Here is a 23,057-nt window from a genome sequence, read left to right as displayed (position 1 = left end):
GCAATCTACCTGCGAAAACAATAGATGTATGACAACTCATACCTACCGTTCACCACAAAATAGATACCGCTCAGTCAAAACTTGTTTGAACAAGAAATGCATCACGCTATTGTCATAGGTGAGAAACGGGGCGGTGCCTGAAAAACCTCGGCAATCGGCCCCGCACAGGTGCAAGAACGACGAGATACGTCGTTCAAGCAGGAAGCAACGGGAGGATCACGATGGGGAACATTTCGAGGAAGCAGTTCATCACGCTCGGTGCGGCGTCGGCGGCGGTCCTTGGCCTCGCTGGCTGCGGTGGCAGCTCCAGCAGCGACGGCTCCAGCTCGTCTGACACCAGCAGCTCCAGCACTGATGACCGTTCCGGCAACGTCTACTGGCTCAACTTCAAGCCCGAGCTTGATGAGACCGCCCAGGCCCTCGCCAAGACCTACATGGAGAAGTACCCCAACGTTAAGGTCAAGGTTCAGACTGCCGCGTCCGGCACCTACGAGCAGACCATGACCTCCGAGATGGACAAGACTGACGCCCCCACGCTGTTCAACATTGGCACCACCGCCGGCGTCAAGGAGTGGGGTTCCAGCGCCATGGACCTCTCCGGCACCGATATCGAGAAGGCCCTCTCCACCACCGACTACACCTACAAGGATTCCGATGGTCGTCTGGTCTGCGCCGGCCTCTGCTATGAGACCTATGGCATCGTCGTGAACGCAGACCTGGTTGAGAAGGCCGGTCACAGCGTTGATGACATCAAGGACTTCGACTCCCTGAAGGCTGTCGTCGAGGACATCCACAAGAACGCCGCCACCCTCGGTTTTGACGCCTTCGCTGCCACCGACCTCGATGACGCCTCGTCCTGGCGCGTGACTGGCCACCTTGCCAACCTCGAGTACTACTACGAGGAGAAGGACGACGGCGGCTGGGACGCCACTCCCGCCACCATCAAGGGCACCTACCTCCCCAACTACAAGAAGATCTTCGACCTGGCCATCAACAACTCCGCCGAGGACCCCACGACCCTCTCCACTGGTGGCCACGATCCTGCGACCGAGTTCACCTCCGGCAAGGCCGCATTCTTCTTCACCGGCTCCTGGGACTACGCCACCATCGCGGCTGCCCAGAAGAACACCACGATGATTCCGTACTACTGCGGCGTGTCCGGCGAGGAGAAGGCCGGTCTCAACAGCGGTACCGAGAACCGCCTCGCCATCAACGACGCTGCCTCCGATGAGGACAAGAAGGCCACCATGGACTTCTGGCTCTGGCTCGTCACCGACCCCGAGGCCTCCAAGGAAATGGTCGCTCAGCTTGGCGTCCTTCCCTACACCGATGCTGCCAAGGGCGACAACGGCTACCTCAACAAGGCCGAGGAGCTCTCCAAGGCTGGCAACTACACCATGGACTGGGCTACCAACTACCAGCCCAACGTTGACCAGTACCGCAAGGGCCTGGTGTCCGCGCTCAACGCCTACACGGCGGATCAGTCCGACGCCAACTGGGATACCTTCAAGACCGCATTCGTCGACGGCTGGGCTCAGAACTACAAGACTGAGAACGCCTAGTCTCATCTGACCTCTGACTGGCATACGGGGGCCAGGCGTTATTAGGGCGCCTGGTCCCCGTTCCTTTTCTCACGCGGGAGTGGAAAAGCATGAAAAGCAAAGCCATAAAGCAGAGCTCCCAGATAAAATCGACTAGACGCTTCTGGTGGCTCTTTCTTTTGCCCGTGACGGCCGCGTTCTGCATTGGCTTCGTGTGGCCGTTCTTCCAGGGCATCTACCTTTCCTTCTGCAAATTTAAGACCATTTCGAGCGCCAAGTTTATCGGTCTTTCCAACTACGCCTCCGCCTTTGCGGACGAGTCCTTCCAGCACTCCTTCTGGTATACGGCGCTCACTGCCATCGTGTGCCTGGTCCTCATCAACGTGATTGCGTTCGCCGTTGCCTACGCGCTCACGCAGGGCATCAAGGGCTCCAACATCTTCCGTACGATTTTCTTCGCGCCTAACCTCATCGGCGGTATCGTTCTGGGCTACATCTGGTCGATGATCTTCGATGGCATCCTGCAGCAGTACGGCACCTCGGTGGTCCTCGAGACCAAGTATGGCTTCTGGGGCCTGATTATCCTCATGTGCTGGCAGCAGATCGGCTACATGATGATCATCTACATTGCCGGCATCCAGGCCGTCCCCGAGGATATGATCGAGGCCGCCAAGATTGACGGCGCAACCAAGGCGCAGACGCTCTTCAAGGTGGTTATCCCTAACGTCATGCCGTCGATCACCATTTGCACGTTCCTCTCGCTCACCAACGGCTTCAAGCTCTTCGACCAGAACCTCGCGCTCACGGATGGTCTGCCATACGAGCAGCTTGCCGATGGCTCGACCATCAACACAACCGAGATGATGGCCCTGAACATCTACAACACGTTCTACTCTGGCACCGGTGCGTCGCGTGGCGTTGCCCAGGCAAAGGCGGTCATATTCTTCATCCTCGTGGCAGCCATGGGCCTTGCGCAACTCTCGTACACCCGTAAGAGGGAGGTGCAACAGTAATGGCAAACCAGCAGCCACAGACGCTCACATCCGAGGCGCGTCACAAGAAGATCCTGACCATCGTCTTTACCATTATCTGCATTGTCTGGGTTCTCCCCGTTGTGTGTGTGGCGATCAACTCCTTCAAGCTGAACACCTTCGTTAAGACCGAGACGCTCGCCCTCCCCACCGACGAGAGCTTTGCCGGATGGTCCAACTTCATTACCGGCATGACCTTTGGTAACTACCCGTTCTGGAGTGCGTTTGGCTACAGCGCCCTGATCACCGTGCTCTCCACCGTGCTGATTCTCATCTGCTGCTCCATGGCGGCCTGGTACATTGCCCGCGTGGACTCCAAGTTCTGCAAGATTCTGTACACGCTCTGCATCTTCTCGATGGTCGTGCCCTTCCAGATGGTTATGTTCACGCTGTCCAAGACGGCCGACACCCTGAAGCTCAACACGCCGTTCACCATCCCCATTGTCTACCTGGGCTTTGGTGCCGGGCTTGCAATCTTCATGTTCGTTGGCTTCGTGAAGTCCATTCCGCTTGAGATCGAGGAAGCTGCCGCAATCGACGGCTGCGGCCCAATCCGCACCTTCTTCCTGGTTGTGCTCCCCATGCTCAAGCCCACGCTCATCTCCGTTGGCATCCTCGAGATCATGTGGGTCTGGAACGACTACCTTCTCCCGTATCTGGTCCTGGACATCAACCAGTACCGCACGATCCCCATTCAGATCCAGTACCTCAAGGGCAGCTACGGAACGGTCGACCTGGGTGCAACCATGGCAATCATCCTCATGGCCATCATCCCCGTCATCGTGTTCTACCTCTCCTGCCAGAAGTACATCATCAAGGGCGTTGCCGCCGGCGCCGTCAAGGGCTAGGCCAACGACCGGGCACGTCTGAGTTTGCCCCCTCTTTCCCACTCTCTCCGCGGGACCCGCTCTGGGTCCCGCGGAGGGGGGACCTCCTCAAAGACATGCAGCCTATCGTGGGGACGCGGGCCCCGGCTGCGACCTAAGGAAGGAATCCGAGAACCATGGCAGAAGTCAGCCTGAAGCACATTACCAAGATCTATCCGAACATCGAGAAGACCAAGAAGCACCACTTTGGCAAGAAGGCCGCCGAGCCCGAGAAGAAGAGCAACCTCAAGGTCACCGACGAGGGCGTCGTGGCCGTTGAGGACTTCAACCTCGACATCGCCGACCGCGAGTTTGTTGTCCTTGTCGGCCCCTCCGGCTGCGGCAAGTCCACGACGCTGCGCATGATTGCCGGCCTCGAGAGCATCTCTGGCGGTGAGCTTACCATCGACGGCAAGGTCATGAACGAGGTGGCCCCCAAGGACCGCGACATCGCCATGGTCTTCCAGAGCTACGCCCTGTACCCCCACATGACCGTGTACGACAACATGGCCTTCCCCCTGAAGCTCCGCAAAGTTCCCGAGGACCAGATTGACCAGAAGGTTCGCCAGGCGGCGGAGACCCTGGGTATCACCCAGTACCTTGACCGCAAGCCCAAGGCGCTTTCCGGTGGTCAGCGGCAGCGCGTGGCCATTGGGCGCGCCATTGTGCGCGAGCCCAAGGTGCTCCTCATGGACGAGCCCCTCTCCAACCTGGACGCCAAGCTCCGCAACCAGATGCGCGCCGAGATCATCAAGCTCCGCAAGCGCATCAACGCGACGTTCGTCTACGTCACGCACGACCAGACCGAGGCCATGACCCTGGGCGATCGCATCGTGATCATGAAGGACGGCGTGGTGCAGCAGGTTGGCACCCCGCAGGAGGTCTTCAACGAGCCCGCCAACCTCTTCGTTGCAGGTTTCATTGGCGTGCCGCAGATGAACTTCTTCGACGGCCACCTCGAGAAGACGGCATCGGGCTACGTGGTCAACGCGCTCGACACCAAGATTGCCATCTCGCCCGAGACGGGCAGGGACCTCGAGGCCGCCGGTGTCACCTCGCTCGACGTCACCGCAGGCGTGCGCCCCGAGCAGATCCAGCTTGCCAACGCGGACGAGCCGGGCGCAATCTCCGGCACCATTGACGTCTCCGAGCTCATGGGTTCGACGGTCCACGTGCACGCGAGCGTCAAGGGCTACGACTTTGTCCTTGTCATCCCAACCATCGACTTCGACGGCGCCCTGGGCAGGTCCTTTGCCGATGGCGCACCCATCTCCTTCAAGTTCGAGCCGAACGCTGTCCACTTCTTTGACAAGACGTCCGGTAAGAACATCATCAAGCCGTAGCCTTCCCTCCCTCCCGCGACATCGGCTTGGTGCGGCCCCGGCCCGCTTTCTCGGACGGGTCGGGGCCCTTTTGCGGGAGCGACATCGATGACGGCCTGCGCGTGAGCGCAGAACGAGAGAAGGAGAGAAACATGGAGAGAGCAAGCGGCGTTCTTATGCCCGTCTCGTCGCTTCCGGGTATTGTGGGCATTGGCACCTTTGGTCGCGAGGCGTATGACTTCGTGGACTTCCTTGCCCGCACCCACCAGCGCTACTGGCAGGTGCTACCCCTCACCACCACGAGCTTTGGCGACTCGCCCTACCAGTCCTTCTCCGCCTTTGCGGGGAATCCGTACTTCATAGACATCGAGGACCTTGTCCGCCTGGGTTACCTCACTGAGCAGGACCTTGTTGTCTTGCCCTTTGAAGACGACCCAGAGAACGTCGACTACGGCACGCTCTTCCGCGGACACAGGGATCTGCTCGAGCGTGCGCTCCCGAGCTTCTCGGCAGCGCCGCCCGAGGACTTCGAGGAGTTCTGCGAGGCGAACGGCTCCTGGCTCGAGCCTTACTGCGAGTTCATGACCGTCAAGGAGGAGTTTGGCCTCAAGGCGTACTACGAGTGGCCGCAGCAGTACCGCAGCCGAGGCAAGGCGAGCGCAGCGCTCTGCGCCAAGCACCCCGAGCGCATGCGCTACCACCAGATGACGCAGTACTTCTTCTATCGTCACTGGAAGAGCCTGAAGGACTACGCCAACGAGCGCGGCGTCCTTATCATTGGAGACATCCCCATCTACGTCTCGCGCGACTCTGTGGAGATGTGGGCCACGCCGGAGCTCTTCCGCGTGGACGCCACGGGCAACCCCACGTGCGTGGCCGGTACCCCGCCCGACCAGTTCTCCTCGACCGGTCAGTACTGGGGCAACCCCATCTACGACTGGGCGGGCATGGCCGAGGACGGCTATGCCTGGTGGGTCGAGCGCCTGCGCGCTAGCCTCGAGCTCTACGACATCCTGCGCATCGACCACTTCCGCGGCTTCGAGTCCTACTGGTCCGTGCCCTTTGGCGCGCCTGACTCGAGCTTTGGGCGCTGGGCCAAGGGTCCCGGCAGCGACGTCTTTGACGCCGTCGCCGAGCATCTGGGCGAGCTTCCCATCATTGCGGAGGACCTGGGCTTCATGACGCCAGAGGTCATTGCCATGCGCGAGCACACAGGCTTCCCGGGCATGAAGATCCTGCAGTTTGGCTTTGACTCCGAGGGAGACTCCCTCGACCTTCCGCACCACTACGTCGCAAATACCGTGGCTTATGTGGGCACGCACGACAACGAGACGGCCATGGGATGGTTCAAGGACACCGCCACGCCTGACGTGCGTGAGAAGGCCACACGCTACCTTGCCCTCGCCCCCGGTGAGACCGTGGCGCAGGGCTGCAACCGCGCCATTGCCGCCTCGGTGAGCGACACCTGCATCTTCCGCATGCAGGATCTTCTCGGGCTGGATAACTCCGCTCGCACCAACACCCCCTCGACCGTCGGGAAGAACTGGCGCTGGCGCATGCTGCCGGAGGCCATTACGCCCGAGGTCGAGACAGAGCTCTCTGATCTGACCACCACCTATTACCGGGTCCCCGGCACGAAGGAGCCCGAGCTTCCCAAATAGGGGAGTGCTTGGGGACGCGCCCGCCTTGCGCGGTATGCGCCTTTCCGTCATGTCACCGCGACACTTGGAGGTATCGCAACACATGAAGATCGATCTTGAGGCTCGCTCCCAGGAGAAGTACGGTCGTCCGCTCGCCGAGCTTGACGACTCCGCCATCTGCGCCATGCTCGAGGACATTGTCCGCGAGCACGCGGCAACCATGCCCCTCAACGAGGGCAAGCGCCGCCTGTACTACCTCTCGGCCGAGTTCCTCATCGGCCGTCTGCTCACCAACAACCTCATCGAGCTTGGCGTGTACGACGACGTTAAGGCCCAGCTTGCTAGCGCCGGCCACGACCTGGGTGCTGTGGAGGCGCGCGAGGTCGAGCCGTCCCTGGGCAACGGCGGCCTCGGTCGTCTCGCCGCGTGCTTCCTGGACTCCATCGCCACGCTGGGACTCCCTGGCGACGGAGTTGGCCTTAACTACCACTACGGTCTCTTCCACCAGCGCTTTGTTGACCTGCAGCAGGCCGCCGAGCCCGATGGCTGGCTGGACCGCCAGGACTGGCTCGTGAGGGACGAGAAGGCCTACACCGTGGAGTTTGGCGGCTTCTCGGTGAAGTCGCGCCTCTATGACATCGACGTTCTGGGCTACGTGCGCACGACCAAGAACCGCCTGCGCCTGTTTGACCTCGAGAGCGTCGATGACTCGCTGGTGCCGGTGAACTCCATCGACTTCGACAAGGGCGAGCTCGCCAAGAACCTCACGCTCTTCCTCTACCCCGACGACTCCGACGACGCCGGCCGCCTGCTCCGCGTATACCAGGAGTACTTCATGGTCTCCAACGCGGCGCAGCTCATCCTCGACGAGGCAATGGAGCGTGGCTCCAACCTGCACGACCTGCCCGACTACGCCGTGGTGCAGATCAACGACACGCACCCCTCGATGGTCATCCCCGAGCTGGTGCGCCTGCTCGTGGACGTTCACGGCTTCGAGTTTGACGAGGCCGTCTCGGTGGTGCGCCGCATGGTGGCCTACACCAACCACACCATCCTCGCGGAGGCGCTCGAGAAGTGGCCCCTCGAGAGCCTCAAGACCGTTGCCCCGCGCATAGCGGAGATCGTGATCAAGCTGGACGAGCTGGAGCGCGCCGAGAACGGCAGCGACGACGCCGTGGCCATCGTGCGCGACGGCGTGGTGCACATGGCCCACATGGCTATCCACTACGGCTTCTCGATCAACGGCGTGGCAGCGCTGCACACCAAGATTCTCGAGGACACGGAGCTTCACCCCTTCTATGAGCTCTACCCCGAGAAGTTCTCCAACAAGACCAACGGCATCACCTTCCGCCGCTGGATCATGGATGCCAACCCGGCACTTTCTGGCGTGCTCGATGACGTCCTGGGCACCGACTGGCGCACCTCGTGCGACCTCTCGGGGCTTCTCGCCTTCAAGGACGACGACGCGGTTCTCGCTCGCCTGGATAATGCAAAGACGCAGGCCAAGGCCAGCATGCGCGAGTTCCTCTGGGAGACGCAGGGCGTGCGGATTCCCGAGGACGCCATCATCGACGTGCAGGTGAAGCGCATCCACGAGTACAAGCGCCAGCAGATGCTTGCGCTCTATATCATCTGGAAGTACCTCGACATCAAGAACGGCAACATTCCCGCGCGTCCGCTCACCATCATCTTTGGCGGCAAGGCGGCACCTGCCTACACCATCGCGCAGGACATCATCCACCTGATCCTGCTGCTCTCCCGCTGGATTGCGGCAGACCCGGTTGTCTCGCCGTACCTGCAGGTGGTCATGATTGAGAACTACAACGTGAGCGCTGCCGAGCGTGTGATTCCCGCCGCTGACATCTCCGAGCAGATCTCTCTTGCCTCAAAGGAAGCCTCGGGCACCTCGAACATGAAGTTCATGCTCAACGGAGCCGTGACCCTCTGCACGCTGGACGGAGCAAACGTCGAGATTGCCGACCTTGTGGGTGACGAGAACATCTACACCTTTGGTACCTCTTCCAAGGAGGTCGAGCGACTGTACGCCGAGCACGCCTACGATGCGCACGCGCACTACCTGCGCCCCGGCGTGAAGCTCCTGGTCGACTTCATCACCAACCCCGCCTTCCTTGCGCTGGGCAACGCAGAGCGCCTGCACCGCCTGCACGACGACATGGCCTGGAAGGACTGGTTCATGGCGCTTCTCGACATTGAGGAGTACATCCAGAAGAAGGAGCAGGTGCTTGCCGACTACGAGAACCGCGATGCCTGGCGCAAGAAGTCGCTGGTGAACATTGCGAAGGCGGGTGCCTTCTCGTCCGACCGCACCATCCGCCAGTACAACGAGGACATCTGGCACCTGTGAGACAAAGGGACAGTCCCTTTGTCTCACAAAAACGGCCTCGGAGCGAAGTTGCTTCGGGGCCGTCGCTATATGAGTTGCGCCATGAGACAAAGGGACTGTCCCTTTGTCTCACATCCCTTCGAACGCGGCGCAGATTGCGTCGAGCAGCAGCACGGCGTAGGTCTGGGCGTCGCCGATGGTGAAAATGCCCTCGAAGTTGGGGCCAACGGGCAGCTCGATGCGCACTACGGGCACGGTCTCGCGCGAGCTCTCGACGGCCGTGCGCAGGCGCAGCGGCAGCGTGTCGACGTCGTCCATCACCACGTTGGAGGTGGTGGTGCCATCGGGCAGGGGAGCGGCAGAGAGCACGAGCACGGCCTGGGCTCCCTTGCAGGCGTCGGACGCCGCGGAGTCCACAAGCTCGAGGCCCGAGGCGTTTGTCGTGGCGCTTGCCAGGTTCCAGATGCGGCCCGCGACGTTTCTCGAGATGGGGTCCTCGCCGGTGATGCAGAGCTTCACGACCTCGAGCACGCCTGCGGCGCGGGCAAAGCCCATGCCGCCCTGCGGATGCGGACCAGCAGCGGGGTTGCCGCCCCACACGTGCTTCAGGCGGTCGATGGCATCAAAGGTGTCGGGGAAGGCCATGCCGTCTGCCAAAAGGCCAACGCTCTCCTGGAACTGCTTGACCGCGGCCTCGGTGTGGGCACCGTACTGGCCGTCGACCGCGCCGCAGGAGAAGCCCAGGACGTTGAGACGCTCCTGGAGCTGGCGCACGTCGTTGCCATGGAAGTTTGGGAGGCGCAGGTAGAGCGTGCGGTCACCAAGCTGGTAGCACTCGTCCACCAATGCGGCCCAGGTAGCAGTATCAATGACGTCGCCCAGCGACAGACCGTGGTCGAGCCTAAAGCGCGCGACGGCGGTGGCTGTCGAATGGCCAAAGGTCTTCTCGGCAGTTTCCTTCTCGTCGATCTTATATCCCAGCGAGCCCAGGCGCTCCTGGATGTCCTCCACGGCGGCGCCCGACGCGCCTTCGCGAATTGGTTCCATACCCTAGTTCCCCTCGATATCGTGGGCGTGAGGCAGCATCCGGGCTAGCCCCTGCGTTCCACAAAGAAGTCTGCCATAGATTCGAGAACGGCGTGTGCGTCTCCTGCGAGCTCGACGCCCTTGAGGCTTGCCTTTGCGCTGCGTGCGAGCCCATGGGCGTAGCTGCGCACTGCGTCGATGGCCCCCGCATCCTCCATGAGCTCCACCGCGCGGGCAAGCACTGACGCATCCGTAGCGTGCGACGAGAGAATGCCGAGAAGCTCGTCCCTCTCGGCGCCTGCAAGATGCTCGAGCGCCCAGCACACGATCATGGTGCGCTTGCCCTCGGTGATGTCGCTCCGGAAGTCCTTGCCCTGGGCCTCGGCGTCGCCAACGAGGTTGAGGAGGTCGTCCTGCAGCTGGAAGGCGAGGCCTGCGTCTATGCCAAAGGAGCCAAGCGCCTCCACCTGTGCGTCCGTTCCGCCACCGCAGATGGCGCCAATGGAGAGCGGCGAGGCGGCGGAGTAGAACGCGGTCTTGTGCGTGGCCATCGTGAGGTAGTCACCCGTGGTGACGTCCCAACGCTCGTCGCGCGCCCAGCCGAGGTCGAGCGCCTGACCCTCGACGGTGCGCTGCTCCATCTGCGCAATCTCCTCGAGCACGCGCAGCTTGGTTGTGCCGTCGAGCGATTCGTCCTCGAGCACGCCCCCGAAGGTGCGAACGATGCCGAGGTCACCAACGTTGATGGCCACGCCAATGCCTTCGGTGCGGTGCACGCAGGGCTGGCCACGGCGCATCTCGCCCTCGTCGGCGATGTCGTCGTGGATGAGGGCTGCGGACTGGAAGTCCTCTATTGCGGCCGCGGCCGAGAGGGCGCACGAGGCGTCTCCGCCAACGGCCTCGCAGCCAAGCAGCGCCAGCGCGGGACGCGTGCGCTTGCCGCCCGAGCGCGTGAAGCGCGCAAATGGGTCGTAAAGGTAACGTGAAAGGTCATCGCCCGCGTGCGTCTCGTCGGACAGGGGTGCGGGCGCGTGTCTGACGAGGTACGCCTCGATGGCGGGACGCTTCTCGGCGAGGTATTCCGCGAAGAGCCTGCCCCCGTTGCCCGTGTCTGTGGCGCTGCCTGCTGCCATGGCTAGCCCTCGTAGCCGTTGGGGTTCTTGCACTGCCAGTTCCAGGAGTCGCGGCACATGTCGTCGATTGTGTACTTGGCCTCCCAGCCCATCTCGCGCTTGGCCTTGGAGCAGTCGGCGTAGTTGGCATCGACGTCTCCGGGGCGGCGCGGGTCGATCTGGTAGGGGAGGTCCTTGCCGCAGGCGCGCGAGAAGGCCTTGATGATCTCGAGGACCGAGGTGCCCTTGCCGGTGCCGAGGTTGAAGATCTCCACTCCGGTGCGGCCGTTCATCCAGTTGAGAGCCGCGGCGTGGCCGGTGGCCAGATCGCAGACGTGGATGTAGTCGCGGACGCCGGTGCCGTCTGGGGTGTTGTAGTCATCGCCAAAGACGTGCACGCACTCGCGCTTGCCGATGGCAACCTGCGCGACGTAGGGCAGGAGGTTGTTGGGAATGCCCTTGGGGTCCTCGCCCATGAGTCCCGAGGGGTGCGCGCCAATGGGGTTGAAGTAGCGGAGAAGCACAACGTTCCACTCTGGGTCTGCGGTGTGGAGGTCTGTCAGGATCTGCTCGATCATCCACTTGGTCCAGCCGTAGGGGTTGGTCGCGGGCTTCTTGGGGCTCTTCTCGGTGAGCGGGAGGCTGTCCGGGTCGCCGTAGACCGTGGCGGAGCTGGAGAAGATGATGTCCTTGCAGCCGTGGTTGCGCATCACGTCCACGAGCGTGAGGGTGTTGCCCAGGTTGTTGGTGTAGTACTCGATGGGCTTGCTCACGGACTCGCCAACTGCCTTGAAGCCGGCGAAGTGGATTACGCGGTCGATGTGGTTCTCGTCAAAGACGGCGTTCATGGCCTCGCGGTCGTTGACGTCAGTGCGGTAGAAGGTGAGGTTCGCTGCCGCTGCGTCGCCCACGATGGTCTTGATGCGGCCGATGACCTTCTCGGATGCGTTGGAGAGGTCGTCGACAATGACTACCTTGTAGCCGTCCTGAAGGAGCTCCACCACCGTGTGGCTGCCAATGAAGCCGGCGCCGCCGGTGACGAGCACGCAGGTGTTCTTTGGGTCTTTTGCTTCGCTCATGGGTTTCCTTTCGGGTCTTGTGACAAGGTACCTCGCGGCGAATAAGCCAAGAAGACAGTATACGTTGCCGATGTGTACGCGGCGTTGGGGTTGGTGGGCGCCGAGAACCTCGCCGGCAACGTGGTTGCTGCTACAACGCGCCCCCGGCGTCATTTCTGCGCCGGAGGCGCGTTTCTCTCCGCCGCGGCTGCTGAGGCGCTCCCTCTGGCGCCGGCGGCGCGGAGCTCCACCTCCTCGAGCATCTCGTCGTAGCCACGGAGGGCGGCAAATGGGATGAACTGGCGCCCCCGCTCGGGGGAGGCCATGGCACGGCGCGGCCCGTCCTCAACAATGCGCTGGACAATGCCCCTAAGCACCGCTTCCCTGCGCTCCTGCTCGCGCTCGCCTATGTCTGGCCACGAGGATGCCAAAGGCAGCCGGCCGATCTCTTGGCGCACGTTCTCACGCACGGTGGCCCCCGATCTGCAGGTTGCGTTCACGGGCATTGGCGGCGGGAAGCAGACTCGTGCCAGAAAGCACGGTGTTGGGCCCAAAGCGCCGTCGCGCGCGCATCACGGCGCCGGCCAGCCGTGCCTCACGCGCGTCTGCCACGGGGTTGTCGAAGATCGTGGGGGCTGCGATGGCCGCCGGGACAACGCCGCCCAGCCACAGGCACACGCGGCGTATGGGCACGTTGCGCGCAACCGTCTGGTCGTAGAGCGCGAGAAGCGCGTCCGTCACCTCTCGCTCGCCGGCTGTTTGGTGCCCGAGGCCCCTCTGTCCGCCGCCGTGCCCAAAAAGCTCGGCCTGGCCCGAGTAGCCCACGTAGAGCCCCACCGTGTCGCATGCGAGCGCCCGCTGCCGCAAGTCCAGGCAGCTCTGCCAGGCCATCTCGCGCAGCACCACGCGCGCCTCGCCAAAGCCGTAGTCGCGCATAAGCACCTGGCCGTTGGAGAGCGAGCGCGCCCTGGGCACGTACCCGCGGGCGTCCGCAATGGTGCAGGGCTCGAGCCCCCAGGCGTGGTCAATGAGCCATTCGGCGTTGCGGCCAAACTCCCCGCACAGCCACGTTGGGTCCGTGGCGCAGATGCCCGCAAGGTCGTAGACGCCCGCCCGAGCGAGCCTGCGCGCAATGCCGGGCCCTATGCCCCAGATGTTCGTGATGGGATGGTGGAACCACACGTCGCGGCGAAAGGTCTTCTCGTCCAGCTGTCCTATGCCATCTGCGGCGTGCTTGGCCATGAGGTCGAGCGCCACCTTGCAGAGAAACATGTTGGGGCCTATGCCCGCCGTTGCCGAGACGCCCGTCTCCTCTCGTACCGTGGCGATGATGCGCTTTGCGAGCGCCCGCGCGTTGGGGCCATAGAGCGCCTGGTAGGGCGTCACATCGAGAAATGCCTCGTCCACGCTGTACGGCCAGGCGTCCTGACTGGACACGTAGCGCAAGTAGATGGCGTACACCTGCGCGGAGACCTCCATGTAGCGGTGCATCCTGGGCATGGCGGTGATGTAGGGGATGCCCTGGGGTATCTCGCGCACGCGGCAGCGGTTCCTGACCCCCTTGGCCTTGAGCGCGGGGGTTATGGCCAGGCAGATGGTGTTGGGGCTGCGCGTTGGGTCTGCCACTACAAGGTCCGTGGCGAAGGGGTCCAGGCCCCTGTCGGCGCATTCCACACTTGCGTAAAACGACTTGAGGTCGATTGCCAGGTAGGTCTTCTCGAGTGCGTGCGCATCTGGTGCCATGGCTCCTCCATTCCATCTAAGAACACATGTTCTAACTCGCATAAGGTTATACGGCGTTCGCGCGACACAAATAAGCGCGTTCCGCTCGGAGAATTCACTACTCGTTCGCTTGTCGATAGGGAACACATGTTCTACTCTCTGGGCATGGAATATCGAACGCTCACAGACGGAACGCGGCGTCGTGTGCACCGCGAGTACGTGGATGTCATCGCGCGCTTTGGGCGTGACGGCTCCCTGGAACCCGTTGCGGTCATTTGGAAGGATGGGAGGAGTTTTGCAATCGATGAGGTAACAGAGGAGGGCACATTTGGCGCCGAGACGCGCGGGCGACGGCAGGCCTGCTACCACGTGCGCTTTGGCGGGCACGAGACGGAGCTCTACCTCGAGCGGCGCAGCGCCGTTCCGGCGGTGGGCCAGCCCGAGGAGCTTCGATGGTGGGTCTTTGCCTACGACCAGACGCGCTCGCGCGAAGCGGGGGAGTAGTGACGTGCTCGATCTGCTGTCTGCACCGCCCGCGCCGCCTACGACCCGCCCACCACCTTTTTCAAACTTTTTGTTTGAACGGCGTTATAGTTTGTAAGCAAGAACGCCGCCATCGGACAGGCACCACATCCACGGCAGCGAAGCCCACAGGCACCACATGGGCGGTACGCAAAAAAGCATCGCACCAGAGATGCGCCCCAGGCAGGCATCACACCGAGGGAAAGGAAAGCACCATGGCAGGCTCCAGCATTACCAGGCGTTCGTTTGTGTCGGCGGCAGTAGCCGCGGCAGGCCTTGGACTGGCAGCGTGCGGAGGCACACAGTCCCAGTCCACAGGCTCGACGGCGACAGACACCACGTCTACGGCAGAGGCAAAGACGCTCACCGTCTTTGCGGCAGCCTCGCTTACCGAGTCGCTCACCGAGGCGGGCAACCTCTTCAAGGCGGTCAACGACGGTGTGGACATCAGCTTCAACTTCGACTCTTCGGGCACCCTCAAGACACAGATCCAGGAGGGGGCAGACTGCGACGTCTTCATCTCCGCCGGCCAGAAGCAGATGAATCAGCTTGATGCCAGCGCCACCTCCGGCAACGACGAAGGTCTCGACTTCATCAACCACGATACGCGCTTTGACATCCTCGAGAACAAGGTCACGCTCTGCGTGCCCGACGGCAACCCCAAGGCCGTCCAGGGCTTCGATGACATGGCCAAAAAGCTCCAGGCCCACGACATCCTGCTGGGGATGGGCAACTCCGATGTGCCCGTGGGCCAGTACACCCAGAAGATTCTCGCCTACTACAACCTCGACGAGACCGAGCTGGCAAACGCTGGCTGCATCACCTACGGCACCAATGTGAAGGAGGTCACCTCGCAGGTAACCGAGGCGGCCGTCGACTGTGGAGTCATCTACAAGACCGACGCCACGTCGGCAAACCTCACCATGGTGGACGAGGCAATGGAGGAGATGTGCGGCCGCGTGGTCTACCCGGCTGCGGCCACCAAGAATGCCCTCCAGCCCGATCTCGCCGCATCCTTTCTCAGTTTCCTCAAGACCAAAGATGCCGGTGACTGCTTCGAGAAGGTCGGCTTCACGCCGCTTGCCGAGGCGTAGCGCGGCATGGACTGGTATCCGCTTCTCAACTCGCTGAGAATAGCCGCCATCTCCACGGCGGTGGTCTACCTTCTCGGCATCTGGCTCGCGGACGTGGTGGCGCGGGCGCCCCGGGTGGCGAAGGGCATCCTCGACGTGGTGCTCACGCTGCCCCTGGTGCTGCCACCCACCGTCGTGGGCTACCTCCTGCTGGTGCTTCTCGGGCCTAGGCGCCCCATCGGCTCATGGGTGCTGGCTACCTTTGGCGTGAAGCTCACCATGACCTGGTACTCGGCCATCTTTGCCACCGTGGTGGTGAGCTTCCCGCTCATGTACCGCACGGCGCGCGGTGCGTTCGAGGGCTTTGACCAGAGCTTGGCCGACGCCGGCCGCACGCTGGGAAAATCCAATACCTGGGTGTTCTGGCGCGTCAAGATGCCTGCCTGCCGTCAGGGCATCATCGCGGGCTCGGTCTTGGCCTTCGCGCGGGCGCTGGGCGAGTATGGCGCCACCTCGATGGTCGCGGGTTATACCCCGGGCTCTACCGCTACCGTCTCCACAACGGTCTACCAGCTCTGGCGTACCGGCGAGGATGGCCTGGCGTTCCAGTGGGTCCTCGTGAATCTGGCGATAAGCGCCGTGGTGCTTCTCGCCATGAACATGCTCGAGGCGCGTTCTCGCTCCGCCCGCGCGAAGGGGGCGGTCGCATGACGACGCTCGAGGTCGACATCACCAAGCGGCTCGGATCCTTCTCGCTTGACGTCTCGTTTGCCATCGAGCATCCAGATGAGATCATGGCACTGCTCGGCCCCTCGGGCTGCGGCAAGTCCATGACGCTCAAGTGCATCGCCGGCATCGAGCGCCCTGACTCGGGGCGCATCGTGCTGGGCGGGCGCACGCTCTTCGATTCTAGCACGCACGTGGACCTGCCGCCGCAGCAGCGCCGCGTGGGTTACCTCTTCCAGAGCTACGCGCTCTTTCCCACCATGACTGTCGAGCAGAACGTGCGTGCCGGGGCTGCCGGTGCCACGCGCGAGGAGCGCTTGGCGCGTGCGGCAAAAGAGATTGCCGCCATGCGCCTGGAGGGCCTTGAGCACCACAAGCCGGCCCAGCTCTCCGGCGGCCAGCAGCAGCGTTGCGCCATGGCGCGCATCCTCGCAAGCGACCCAGAGCTCATCCTGCTTGACGAGCCCTTCTCGGCGCTCGACGGGTACCTGCGCTGGCAGCTCGAGCTTGAACTTGCAGACGTCCTACGCGGCTTTCCCGGTGGGGCGGTCTACGTTTCGCACAACCGCGACGAGGTCTACCGCATGTGCGATACGGTCTGCGTGCTCGACCGCGGCCGCTCGGACGCCAAGGTGGGCGTGCGTGAGCTCTTTGCCGCGCCGGCCACGCTGGCGGCGGCCCTCATCAGCGGCTGCAAGAACGTGAGCCGTGCGCATGTGGCGGGCCCTGGTCTGCTCGTATGTGATGACTGGGGCGTTACGCTGGAGACTTCGCTTCCCGTGCCCGAGGGCGTCACGCACGTGGGCATACGCGCGCACTACTTCCAGGCGCATGCGGCAGGCGACGGCGCTGTGAGCGCCGCTGGCGGGAATGCGATTCCCTGCACCGTTGAGCGGGTGATAGACTCGACATTCTCGACGATCGTGATGGCCCGCACGCCCGGAGGCGCCTCACTTCGCTACGAGTGCGAGAAGGACGCCTGGGCTGCGCTTGGCAATCCCGTGCAGCTGGTGCTTGTGGCGCCGCCCCAGACGGTTATGCCGCTTGTCTCGGCGTGTAACGGCGAAACGCCTGACGCAATTACTTTGGACAACACAGGGAAGGGAGGCGCGCCTCGTGCGTGACGATTACGGCCGCGACATACGCTACCTGCGCCTCTCGGTGACCGACCGCTGCAACTGCCGCTGCGTTTACTGCATGCCCGAGAATGGCGTGCCCATGCTCTCGCACGCAGACATCCTCTCCTTTGAGGAGATGCGCGACATTGTGGCTGCGGCTGCGTCACTGGGAGTGCGTAAGGTGCGTCTTACGGGTGGGGAGCCCCTGGTGAGGCGCGGCATTGTTGACCTTGTGGGCATGGTTGCCTCTGTGCCGGGCATCGACGAGGTGGACATGACTACCAACGCCACGCTGCTCGCGCCCATTGCTGGCAACCTGCGTGCCGCGGGGCTCACGCGCCTTAACGTGAGCCTGGACACGCTCGATGCCGCACGCTACGAGGCCATCACGCGGCGCGGCACGCTTGCGGACGCGCTTGCCGGCCTCGAGGCGGCCCACGCCGCAGGCTTCACTAACACCAAGGTCAACTGCGTGCTTGTCGGCGGTGTGAATGACGATGAGCTGCGACCGCTGGCCGAGCTTGCGCGCGACCGCGACCTCACCGTGCGCTTCATCGAGCTCATGCGCATGGGGGAGTGCGCCGGCTGGCCCAAGGGACGCTTTGTCTCGGCAGACGAGGTCCTTTCAGCAGTGCCAGAGCTTGCGCCGGTGGGCGGCCAGGGCGTCTCGGAGCTCTACCACGCGCCGGGCTGGAAGGGCAACGTGGGTCTCATCCGGCCCATGACCCACCGGTTCTGCGGCAGCTGCGATCGCATACGCGTGACGGCGGACGGGCGTCTCAAGCCCTGCCTGCACTCCGCAACTGAGGTCAACCTGCGCGGCCTTGTCGGCCAAGAGCTGGTCGATGCCATGCGCGCGGGCATTGCGGCAAAGCCGCGCGGGCACAGGATGGATGACGGGCACGCAAGCGATTCGCTGCGTGCTATGAACGAGATAGGGGGATGAGCCATGGGGCTCACGCATTTCAACGAGGAGGGTCGCGCCCGCATGGTGGACGTGTCCGATAAGCCAAAGACCCAGCGGGTGGCTCGTGCAGCCGGCAAGGTCCTCATGCGTCTGGACACGCTGGAGCTTGTGCGCACGGGCGGCGTGCGCAAGGGAGACGTGCTTGCCGTGGCGCAGGTTGCGGGCATCATGGCCGCCAAGCGTTGCTGGGAGCTGGTGCCCATGTGTCACCCCGTGCAGCTCACGGGCGTTGACGTCTCGTTTGCGTACGAGGAGGACGGCATTGCCTTCACGGCAACAACGCGCTGCTGCGGCGAGACGGGCGTCGAGATGGAGGCGCTCACGGCGGCATCCGTTGCCGGCCTCACCATCTACGACATGTGCAAGGCCCACCAGCGCGACATGGTGATCACCGAGGTGCGCCTGCTCGAGAAGGACGGCGGCAAGTCCGGGCACTTTGTGCGCGCCGAGGGGGATGACCCCACGGCGCCGCTGGATGCGTCTGCGGCTGCGGCGCCCGCCGCGTCGGAGCTGCCGCACGGCACCGTTGTTGCCACCTGCATCTCGGAGAAGAAGGGCACGCGCAAGCACCCCGTCGACTCCATCGAGCTCGTGGTGGGCAAGGGCATTGCGGGCGACGCCCACGCCGGCACCTGGCACCGCCAGGTGAGCCTGCTGGCAAACGAGTCCGTGGACCTCATGCGCGCAAAGGGCATCGACCTTGCGCCCGGAGACTTTGCCGAGAACGTGCTCACGCGCGGGATCGACGTGAAGAGCCTGCCCGTGGGCACCACCGTGGCCGTGGGACCCGCGCGCATGGTGGTGACGCAGATTGGCAAGACCTGCCACAACGACTGCGAGATTCGCCGTCTTACCGGCATGTGCGTCATGCCCACCGACGGCATCTTCTGTGTGGTGACGCGCGGCGGCATCGTGCGCGCCGGTGACGAGGTTCGTGTGATGGGGGAGGACGAACTGGCATGAAGCTTGTGAGAACCGAGGACGCCATCGGGCACGTTCTGTGCCACGACATGACGCAGATTCTGCCCGGCGATGGCAAGGGGTCGCCGCGTTTTAAGGGGCCACGCTTCAAGAAAGGGCACGTGGTCACCGCCGAGGACGTACCCGTGCTGCTCTCGATGGGCAAGGAGCACCTCTACGTGTGGGAGGCCGGTCCCGGCATGCTGCACGAGGACGACGCGGCGCGGCGCCTGGCAGCGCTCTGCCTTGGGAGGGGGTGCGTTGCCGCCGGAGAGCCCCGCGAGGGCAAGATCGGCATCAAGGCGGAACATGACGGCGTGTTTCTCGTCGATTCCGAGCGCCTGCTCGCCGTGAACGACTGCGAGGAGGTCATGGTGGCCACCCGCAAGGGAGGCTTTGCCGTTTCCGCGGGCGACGACCTTGCCGGCACGCGCGTGATCCCGCTCGTGGTGAAGGAGTCCGTGGTGGAGGCGGCGGAGCGCGCCGCGGATGTCGAGAAGAGCGGGCCGCTTATGCGCGTGGAGCCGTGGCGCCTCAAGACGGCAGCCATCATCGCCACGGGCTCCGAGGTGGCCAAGGGCCTCATCGAGGACCGCTTCACTCCCGTGGTCGAGGCAAAGCTCGCGCGCTACGGCGTTGAAACCACCTGGCACGCCACGCCCGGTGACAACATGGATGCCCTGGTAGCGGCCATACACGAGGCGCTCGCGACCGGTGTCGACATGGTCGTGTGCACGGGTGGCATGAGCGTTGACCCCGATGACAACACCCCTGGCGCCATCAAGCGCGCAGGCGCGCGCATCGTGACCTACGGGGCTCCGGTCCTTCCTGGAGCGATGCTCCTCGTGGGCTACTTTGACGAGAAGGTCGCAGCCGGCGATGCCCGCACGGTGCCCGTGGCGGGGCTTCCGGGTTGCGTCATGTACAACGCGGCCACGGTCTTTGACCTGGTGCTGCCTCGTCTTGTTGCCGGCGTGGAGGTGCAACGCCGCGACCTGGTGCAGATGGGCGAGGGCGGGCTGTGCCTGCACTGCTCGCCGTGCACCTTCCCTGTGTGCCCGTTTGGAAAGTAGGAGACATGAGCCCTAGCGAGACAAACAAGTCACAGGCAGCAGACTGTGAGGCCTATACCGCTGCCGTGATAACCGTGAGCGACCGCTGCTCGCGTGGCGAGCGCGAGGACGCCTCTGGCCCAGCGCTCGCGGAGCTTCTCGGCGAGAAGGGCTACCGCGTCGTCTCTATGAGCGTGGTGCCCGACGAGCGTCCTCAGATAGAGGATGCCATCCGCGGGGCTGCGGGCGCGGACGTGGCGCTCGTTCTCACCACGGGCGGTACGGGCTTCTCGCCGCGCGACGTGACGCCCGAGGCCACTGCTGCCGTGTGCGAGCGCATAGCACCAGGCATCCCGGAAGCCATGCGAGCCGCGTCGATGGCCATTACGCCGCACGCCTGCCTTTCCCGCGAGACGGCGGGCATCCTTGGGGGCACACTCGTGGTGAACCTGCCCGGCAGCCCCAAGGCTGCGTGCGAGAATATCTCTGCGGTGATTGGGCCCATCGCGCATGGGCTGCGCATCCTGCGTGGCGGGCCCGCCGACTGCGCCGCGGAGCGCCGATAGCCTGCCTCCTTGGCGGCCCTTCCTTCCCTCCTCTCCTCCCTCCCCTTCTTTATCGGTATTTGTGAATTGCGATGCTCGCCAACTGGGCAAACGCAGGTCTCATTTCTCAATAACCGCCAAAGAACGGAGGGGGGAGGGAGGCAGAGACGAGAGGGGCCTCCTTACAGGCTCCGGACGTCTTCCCTGATGAACGTCCCCTCGTCGAGGTCGCGGAAGGCTTGCCGCAGCTCGGCAGTGCTGTTCATCACGATGGGCCCGCCCCATGCTATGGGCTCGCGCAGGGCAACAGAGCTCATGAGCAGCACCACCGAGGGCTTCTCGTCTGTGGCGGTGATGCCCACGCAGTCCCCTTCCACAAGCTTGACCGCGGTCTTCTCGCCCAGCGGCAGGCCGCCGATGAGCGCGGGCCCCTCGAGCGTGAACGCCAGGACAGAGCGGTCCTCGTCTACGGGAATCTCGACACTGTGGCCCGCCTCCACGGTGAGCTCGTAGTAGTCAAGTGGAAGGTGGCTGCCAACAAACCCCTGGTGGGACTTGCCATTCTCGTCAACATAACGCCCGGCGAGCAGTCGCAGCACAGCGCCGTCAAGCGGCACGGACTCGATGTCGTCGCGCTTCACGGCGTGGTAGGTGGGTTGTGCCATCTTCTCGGCTGCCGGGAGGTTAAGCCACAGCTGTACGCCAAGCAGGCGTCGTGCGGCTGGAATGGTCTCCTCGTGCTCCACACCCGAGCCGGCGCACATCCACTGCACCTCGCCCGAGGTCACGGTGTCCTCGAACCCCATGGTGTCTCGGTGGTGCATCGCGCCTTCGCGCAGGTAGCTTACGGTCTCGATGCCGCGGTGGGGGTGAAGTGGGAATCCTGCGGTGTAGTCATCCGGGTTGGTGCTGTCAAACGAGTCCAGCATGAGGAAGGGGTCAAAGTCGCGTGCGGTCTGGTCACCCAGTACGCGTACGAGGCTCACTCCGGCACCGTCCTGCGTGCGGTACCCCTTAACGACGTTGGCTACATGTCTGAGCATGGGTTTCTCCTTTGATTGGCCGTGGTGCGGCTTTGGTCATCGGGGGCCTTATACCCTACTTGCACAGTAGCATTTACGAGAACCGCGAGGGTGGACGTCGCAGGAGGATGGGTGCCACAGGTGAGGCCCGCCGCCGGAATCCGTTGCCGAGAAGGGCCCGCTAGCCCCACAGCGTATTGGCGGCAAGCCGAGAGAGCACCGCGCGGATGCGCGCGAGGTCTGCAACGGGAACGTGCTCGTTGGGCTTGTGGGCAACTTCGAGACTGCCCGGCCCGTACGAGAGGCACGTGGGGTTCCCGCAGGTACCCGCCACGACGGCAGAGTCGGTGTAGCCGGTGAAGACGTCCGTCGCCGGCGTCTCGCCCCAGGCCTCCTCGCTTGCCCGCGCAAGCGCCGCAAGCAGCGGCGACGCCGGGTCAAGCTCGATGGGCGGCCTGTCCCCGGTGCAGCGCACGTCCGCATGGGTGCCAGGCACGGCTGCCTCTGCCGCGGCGCAGGCATCGCGCACGATCTTCTCGGCATCCGAAGAGCCCGTGGGCGGCACCAGCCGCATGTCGATGGTCACGTGGCACTCGTCGGGCACCACGTAGGGGCTGTAGCCGCCTTTTATCTGCCCAAACGTGACGGTTGAGCGGCCAAGCTCGGGGTGGGAGGGCAGTGCCGCAACAGACCCGCGAATCCGGCAGACGGCCTCTGCCAGGGCGGCGATGGCGTCTGCGCCGCGCCAGGGCGTGCTGGCGTGCGCGGTAACGCCGTGCATGTCGATGACGTACCAGGTGCGTCCCTTGTGCGAGCCGCGCGCACGGCCGTCAGTGGGCTCGGTGTCGAGGACCCAGCCGGTGGCACTCAGCCAGCCGGCGCGGATGGCGGCCTCCGAGCCGCGCATCTCGTCCTCCTCGTCCACGGTGCACACAATCGCCATCGAGCGCCCGGGTAGGCTCCCGCGCCGACCAACCTCGTCAAGCGCATCCGAAAAGGCGAGAAGCGCGCAGGCCAGGCCGCCCTTCATGTCGCACGAGCCGCGGCCATAGAGCTCGCCATCGCGCAGAACGGGCGAGAAGGCCGGCGTGTCCTCGCTCCAGCCGGCGCCCACGCGCACGGTGTCCATGTGGCAGAGAAGGGTGAGGTCAGCAGGACCGGCAGAGGCGTCGCTCGTCCCTTCCGCGGGAATGAGCGCCCTCAGGCAACGGCGTCCTGGCAGCGCCTCGAGCTCTTCGATTTGTATGGACTCGGCAAGGCTGCCGGCGCGCTTGCGACGTTCCTCGAGCCACGTGTGCACAAAGTCCTCGATGTGGCCCTCAAAGGCACCGGGGTCTGTGCTCTCTATGCCCACGAGCCGTGAGGTGAGCCCTGTTGCCTCGTCGTCAGTGCGGCACTCGTTGGACATGC

21 protein-coding genes are annotated in these 23,057 nt (G+C 63.9%); 14 read left to right on the top strand and 7 right to left on the bottom strand.

The window, feature by feature from the left end; translation table 11 throughout:
- The first annotated feature begins 221 nt into the window (after window positions 1-221).
- From NVS32_RS01835 to glgP, 6 genes are all read left to right on the top strand, one after another.
- Complete coding sequence (locus tag NVS32_RS01835) at window positions 222-1,562, top strand: ABC transporter substrate-binding protein (RefSeq protein ID WP_117651942.1); 1,341 nt, start codon at window positions 222-224, stop codon at window positions 1,560-1,562.
- A gap of 89 nt (window positions 1,563-1,651) precedes the next feature.
- Window positions 1,652-2,554, top strand: coding sequence for a carbohydrate ABC transporter permease (locus tag NVS32_RS01830; protein ID WP_258498464.1), 903 nt, complete (start codon window positions 1,652-1,654; stop codon window positions 2,552-2,554).
- Window positions 2,554-3,420, top strand: a complete 867-nt coding sequence (locus NVS32_RS01825) for a carbohydrate ABC transporter permease (RefSeq protein WP_258498463.1) — start codon at window positions 2,554-2,556, stop codon at window positions 3,418-3,420. Before NVS32_RS01830 ends, NVS32_RS01825 begins: the two co-directional genes overlap by 1 nt.
- 155 nt (window positions 3,421-3,575) lie before the next feature.
- Complete coding sequence (locus NVS32_RS01820) at window positions 3,576-4,781, top strand: ABC transporter ATP-binding protein (protein ID WP_258498462.1); 1,206 nt, start codon at window positions 3,576-3,578, stop codon at window positions 4,779-4,781.
- Window positions 4,782-4,912: 131 nt separating this feature from the next.
- Window positions 4,913-6,421 (top strand): 4-alpha-glucanotransferase, encoded by a 1,509-nt coding sequence (gene malQ / locus NVS32_RS01815; protein ID WP_258498461.1) that lies wholly within the window; start codon window positions 4,913-4,915, stop codon window positions 6,419-6,421.
- Between the two features lie 82 nt (window positions 6,422-6,503).
- Window positions 6,504-8,765: a glycogen/starch/alpha-glucan family phosphorylase gene (gene glgP / locus NVS32_RS01810; RefSeq protein WP_258498460.1), complete on the top strand. Its 2,262-nt coding sequence runs from the start codon at window positions 6,504-6,506 to the stop codon at window positions 8,763-8,765.
- A gap of 108 nt (window positions 8,766-8,873) precedes the next feature.
- On the opposite strand, the gene NVS32_RS01805 is transcribed toward glgP, so the two are convergent.
- The 5 genes from NVS32_RS01805 to NVS32_RS01785 all read right to left on the bottom strand — a co-directional run bounded on the left by NVS32_RS01805 (window position 8,874) and on the right by NVS32_RS01785 (window position 13,683).
- Window positions 8,874-9,791: a peptidoglycan-binding domain-containing protein gene (locus NVS32_RS01805; protein WP_258498459.1), complete on the bottom strand. Its 918-nt coding sequence runs from the start codon at window positions 9,789-9,791 to the stop codon at window positions 8,874-8,876.
- A 44-nt stretch (window positions 9,792-9,835) separates the two neighbouring features.
- Complete coding sequence (locus NVS32_RS01800; protein ID WP_258498458.1) at window positions 9,836-10,903, bottom strand: polyprenyl synthetase family protein; 1,068 nt, start codon at window positions 10,901-10,903, stop codon at window positions 9,836-9,838.
- 2 nt (window positions 10,904-10,905) lie between these two features.
- Window positions 10,906-11,961: a UDP-glucose 4-epimerase GalE gene (gene galE, locus NVS32_RS01795; RefSeq protein WP_117651934.1), complete on the bottom strand. Its 1,056-nt coding sequence runs from the start codon at window positions 11,959-11,961 to the stop codon at window positions 10,906-10,908.
- A 149-nt stretch (window positions 11,962-12,110) separates the two neighbouring features.
- Window positions 12,111-12,410: a hypothetical protein gene (locus NVS32_RS01790; RefSeq protein WP_117651933.1), complete on the bottom strand. Its 300-nt coding sequence runs from the start codon at window positions 12,408-12,410 to the stop codon at window positions 12,111-12,113.
- Window positions 12,403-13,683, bottom strand: a complete 1,281-nt coding sequence (locus NVS32_RS01785; protein WP_258498457.1) for a Y-family DNA polymerase — start codon at window positions 13,681-13,683, stop codon at window positions 12,403-12,405. The genes NVS32_RS01790 and NVS32_RS01785 overlap by 8 nt, the downstream gene beginning before the upstream one ends.
- Before the next feature lie 126 nt (window positions 13,684-13,809).
- On the opposite strand from NVS32_RS01785, the gene NVS32_RS01780 reads away from it, so the two are divergent.
- The 8 genes from NVS32_RS01780 (at window position 13,810) to NVS32_RS01740 (ending at window position 20,646) form a co-directional block, all read left to right on the top strand.
- Window positions 13,810-14,166, top strand: coding sequence for a hypothetical protein (locus tag NVS32_RS01780; protein ID WP_117651931.1), 357 nt, complete (start codon window positions 13,810-13,812; stop codon window positions 14,164-14,166).
- Window positions 14,167-14,399: 233 nt separating this feature from the next.
- On the top strand, window positions 14,400-15,278 hold the full coding sequence (modA, locus tag NVS32_RS01775) for a molybdate ABC transporter substrate-binding protein (RefSeq protein WP_258498456.1): 879 nt from the start codon (window positions 14,400-14,402) through the stop codon (window positions 15,276-15,278).
- A 6-nt stretch (window positions 15,279-15,284) separates the two neighbouring features.
- A complete protein-coding gene (gene modB / locus NVS32_RS01770) occupies window positions 15,285-15,968 on the top strand; it encodes a molybdate ABC transporter permease subunit (RefSeq protein ID WP_258498455.1) in 684 nt (227 codons plus the stop codon).
- Window positions 15,965-17,107, top strand: a complete 1,143-nt coding sequence (locus NVS32_RS01765) for a sulfate/molybdate ABC transporter ATP-binding protein (RefSeq protein ID WP_258498454.1) — start codon at window positions 15,965-15,967, stop codon at window positions 17,105-17,107. Before modB ends, NVS32_RS01765 begins: the two co-directional genes overlap by 4 nt.
- Window positions 17,100-18,047, top strand: coding sequence for a GTP 3',8-cyclase MoaA (moaA, locus tag NVS32_RS01760; RefSeq protein WP_258498453.1), 948 nt, complete (start codon window positions 17,100-17,102; stop codon window positions 18,045-18,047). Before NVS32_RS01765 ends, moaA begins: the two co-directional genes overlap by 8 nt.
- A gap of 3 nt (window positions 18,048-18,050) precedes the next feature.
- Window positions 18,051-19,031 carry a cyclic pyranopterin monophosphate synthase MoaC gene (gene moaC, locus NVS32_RS10980; RefSeq protein WP_368407201.1) on the top strand — a complete coding sequence of 327 codons (981 nt, stop codon included), beginning with the start codon at window positions 18,051-18,053 and terminating at the stop codon, window positions 19,029-19,031.
- Complete coding sequence (locus tag NVS32_RS01745) at window positions 19,028-20,101, top strand: molybdopterin-binding protein (protein ID WP_258498452.1); 1,074 nt, start codon at window positions 19,028-19,030, stop codon at window positions 20,099-20,101. Before moaC ends, NVS32_RS01745 begins: the two co-directional genes overlap by 4 nt.
- A gap of 5 nt (window positions 20,102-20,106) precedes the next feature.
- Window positions 20,107-20,646, top strand: coding sequence for a MogA/MoaB family molybdenum cofactor biosynthesis protein (locus NVS32_RS01740; protein ID WP_258498451.1), 540 nt, complete (start codon window positions 20,107-20,109; stop codon window positions 20,644-20,646).
- A gap of 161 nt (window positions 20,647-20,807) precedes the next feature.
- Here the strand turns inward: NVS32_RS01740 and NVS32_RS01735 are convergent, their stop codons facing one another.
- Window positions 20,808-21,668: a pirin family protein gene (locus NVS32_RS01735; protein ID WP_258498450.1), complete on the bottom strand. Its 861-nt coding sequence runs from the start codon at window positions 21,666-21,668 to the stop codon at window positions 20,808-20,810.
- 160 nt (window positions 21,669-21,828) lie between these two features.
- Window positions 21,829-23,055 carry a M20 family metallopeptidase gene (locus NVS32_RS01730; RefSeq protein ID WP_258498449.1) on the bottom strand — a complete coding sequence of 409 codons (1,227 nt, stop codon included), beginning with the start codon at window positions 23,053-23,055 and terminating at the stop codon, window positions 21,829-21,831.
- Between the last annotated feature and the right edge of the window lie 2 nt (window positions 23,056-23,057).

This window comes from Tractidigestivibacter montrealensis, assembly GCF_024741235.1.
Lineage (GTDB): Bacteria > Actinomycetota > Coriobacteriia > Coriobacteriales > Atopobiaceae > Tractidigestivibacter > Tractidigestivibacter montrealensis.
This window is presented reverse-complemented; position numbering and strand designations above follow the sequence as displayed.

Coding starts and splice junctions, on each gene's coding strand:
- NVS32_RS01805 (WP_258498459.1), bottom strand. CDS start 9,791: ATGGAACCAATTCGCGAAGGCGCGTCGGGCGCCGCCGTGGAGGACATC.
- NVS32_RS01780 (WP_117651931.1), top strand. CDS start 13,810: ATGTTCTACTCTCTGGGCATGGAATATCGAACGCTCACAGACGGAACG.
- glgP (WP_258498460.1), top strand. CDS start 6,504: ATGAAGATCGATCTTGAGGCTCGCTCCCAGGAGAAGTACGGTCGTCCG.
- NVS32_RS01785 (WP_258498457.1), bottom strand. CDS start 13,683: ATGGCACCAGATGCGCACGCACTCGAGAAGACCTACCTGGCAATCGAC.
- NVS32_RS01745 (WP_258498452.1), top strand. CDS start 19,028: ATGAAGCTTGTGAGAACCGAGGACGCCATCGGGCACGTTCTGTGCCAC.
- modB (WP_258498455.1), top strand. CDS start 15,285: ATGGACTGGTATCCGCTTCTCAACTCGCTGAGAATAGCCGCCATCTCC.
- NVS32_RS01765 (WP_258498454.1), top strand. CDS start 15,965: ATGACGACGCTCGAGGTCGACATCACCAAGCGGCTCGGATCCTTCTCG.
- malQ (WP_258498461.1), top strand. CDS start 4,913: ATGGAGAGAGCAAGCGGCGTTCTTATGCCCGTCTCGTCGCTTCCGGGT.
- galE (WP_117651934.1), bottom strand. CDS start 11,961: ATGAGCGAAGCAAAAGACCCAAAGAACACCTGCGTGCTCGTCACCGGC.
- NVS32_RS01830 (WP_258498464.1), top strand. CDS start 1,652: ATGAAAAGCAAAGCCATAAAGCAGAGCTCCCAGATAAAATCGACTAGA.
- NVS32_RS01735 (WP_258498450.1), bottom strand. CDS start 21,668: ATGCTCAGACATGTAGCCAACGTCGTTAAGGGGTACCGCACGCAGGAC.
- modA (WP_258498456.1), top strand. CDS start 14,400: ATGGCAGGCTCCAGCATTACCAGGCGTTCGTTTGTGTCGGCGGCAGTA.
- NVS32_RS01825 (WP_258498463.1), top strand. CDS start 2,554: ATGGCAAACCAGCAGCCACAGACGCTCACATCCGAGGCGCGTCACAAG.
- NVS32_RS01800 (WP_258498458.1), bottom strand. CDS start 10,903: ATGGCAGCAGGCAGCGCCACAGACACGGGCAACGGGGGCAGGCTCTTC.
- NVS32_RS01730 (WP_258498449.1), bottom strand. CDS start 23,055: ATGTCCAACGAGTGCCGCACTGACGACGAGGCAACAGGGCTCACCTCA.
- NVS32_RS01820 (WP_258498462.1), top strand. CDS start 3,576: ATGGCAGAAGTCAGCCTGAAGCACATTACCAAGATCTATCCGAACATC.
- NVS32_RS01740 (WP_258498451.1), top strand. CDS start 20,107: ATGAGCCCTAGCGAGACAAACAAGTCACAGGCAGCAGACTGTGAGGCC.
- moaC (WP_368407201.1), top strand. CDS start 18,051: ATGGGGCTCACGCATTTCAACGAGGAGGGTCGCGCCCGCATGGTGGAC.
- NVS32_RS01835 (WP_117651942.1), top strand. CDS start 222: ATGGGGAACATTTCGAGGAAGCAGTTCATCACGCTCGGTGCGGCGTCG.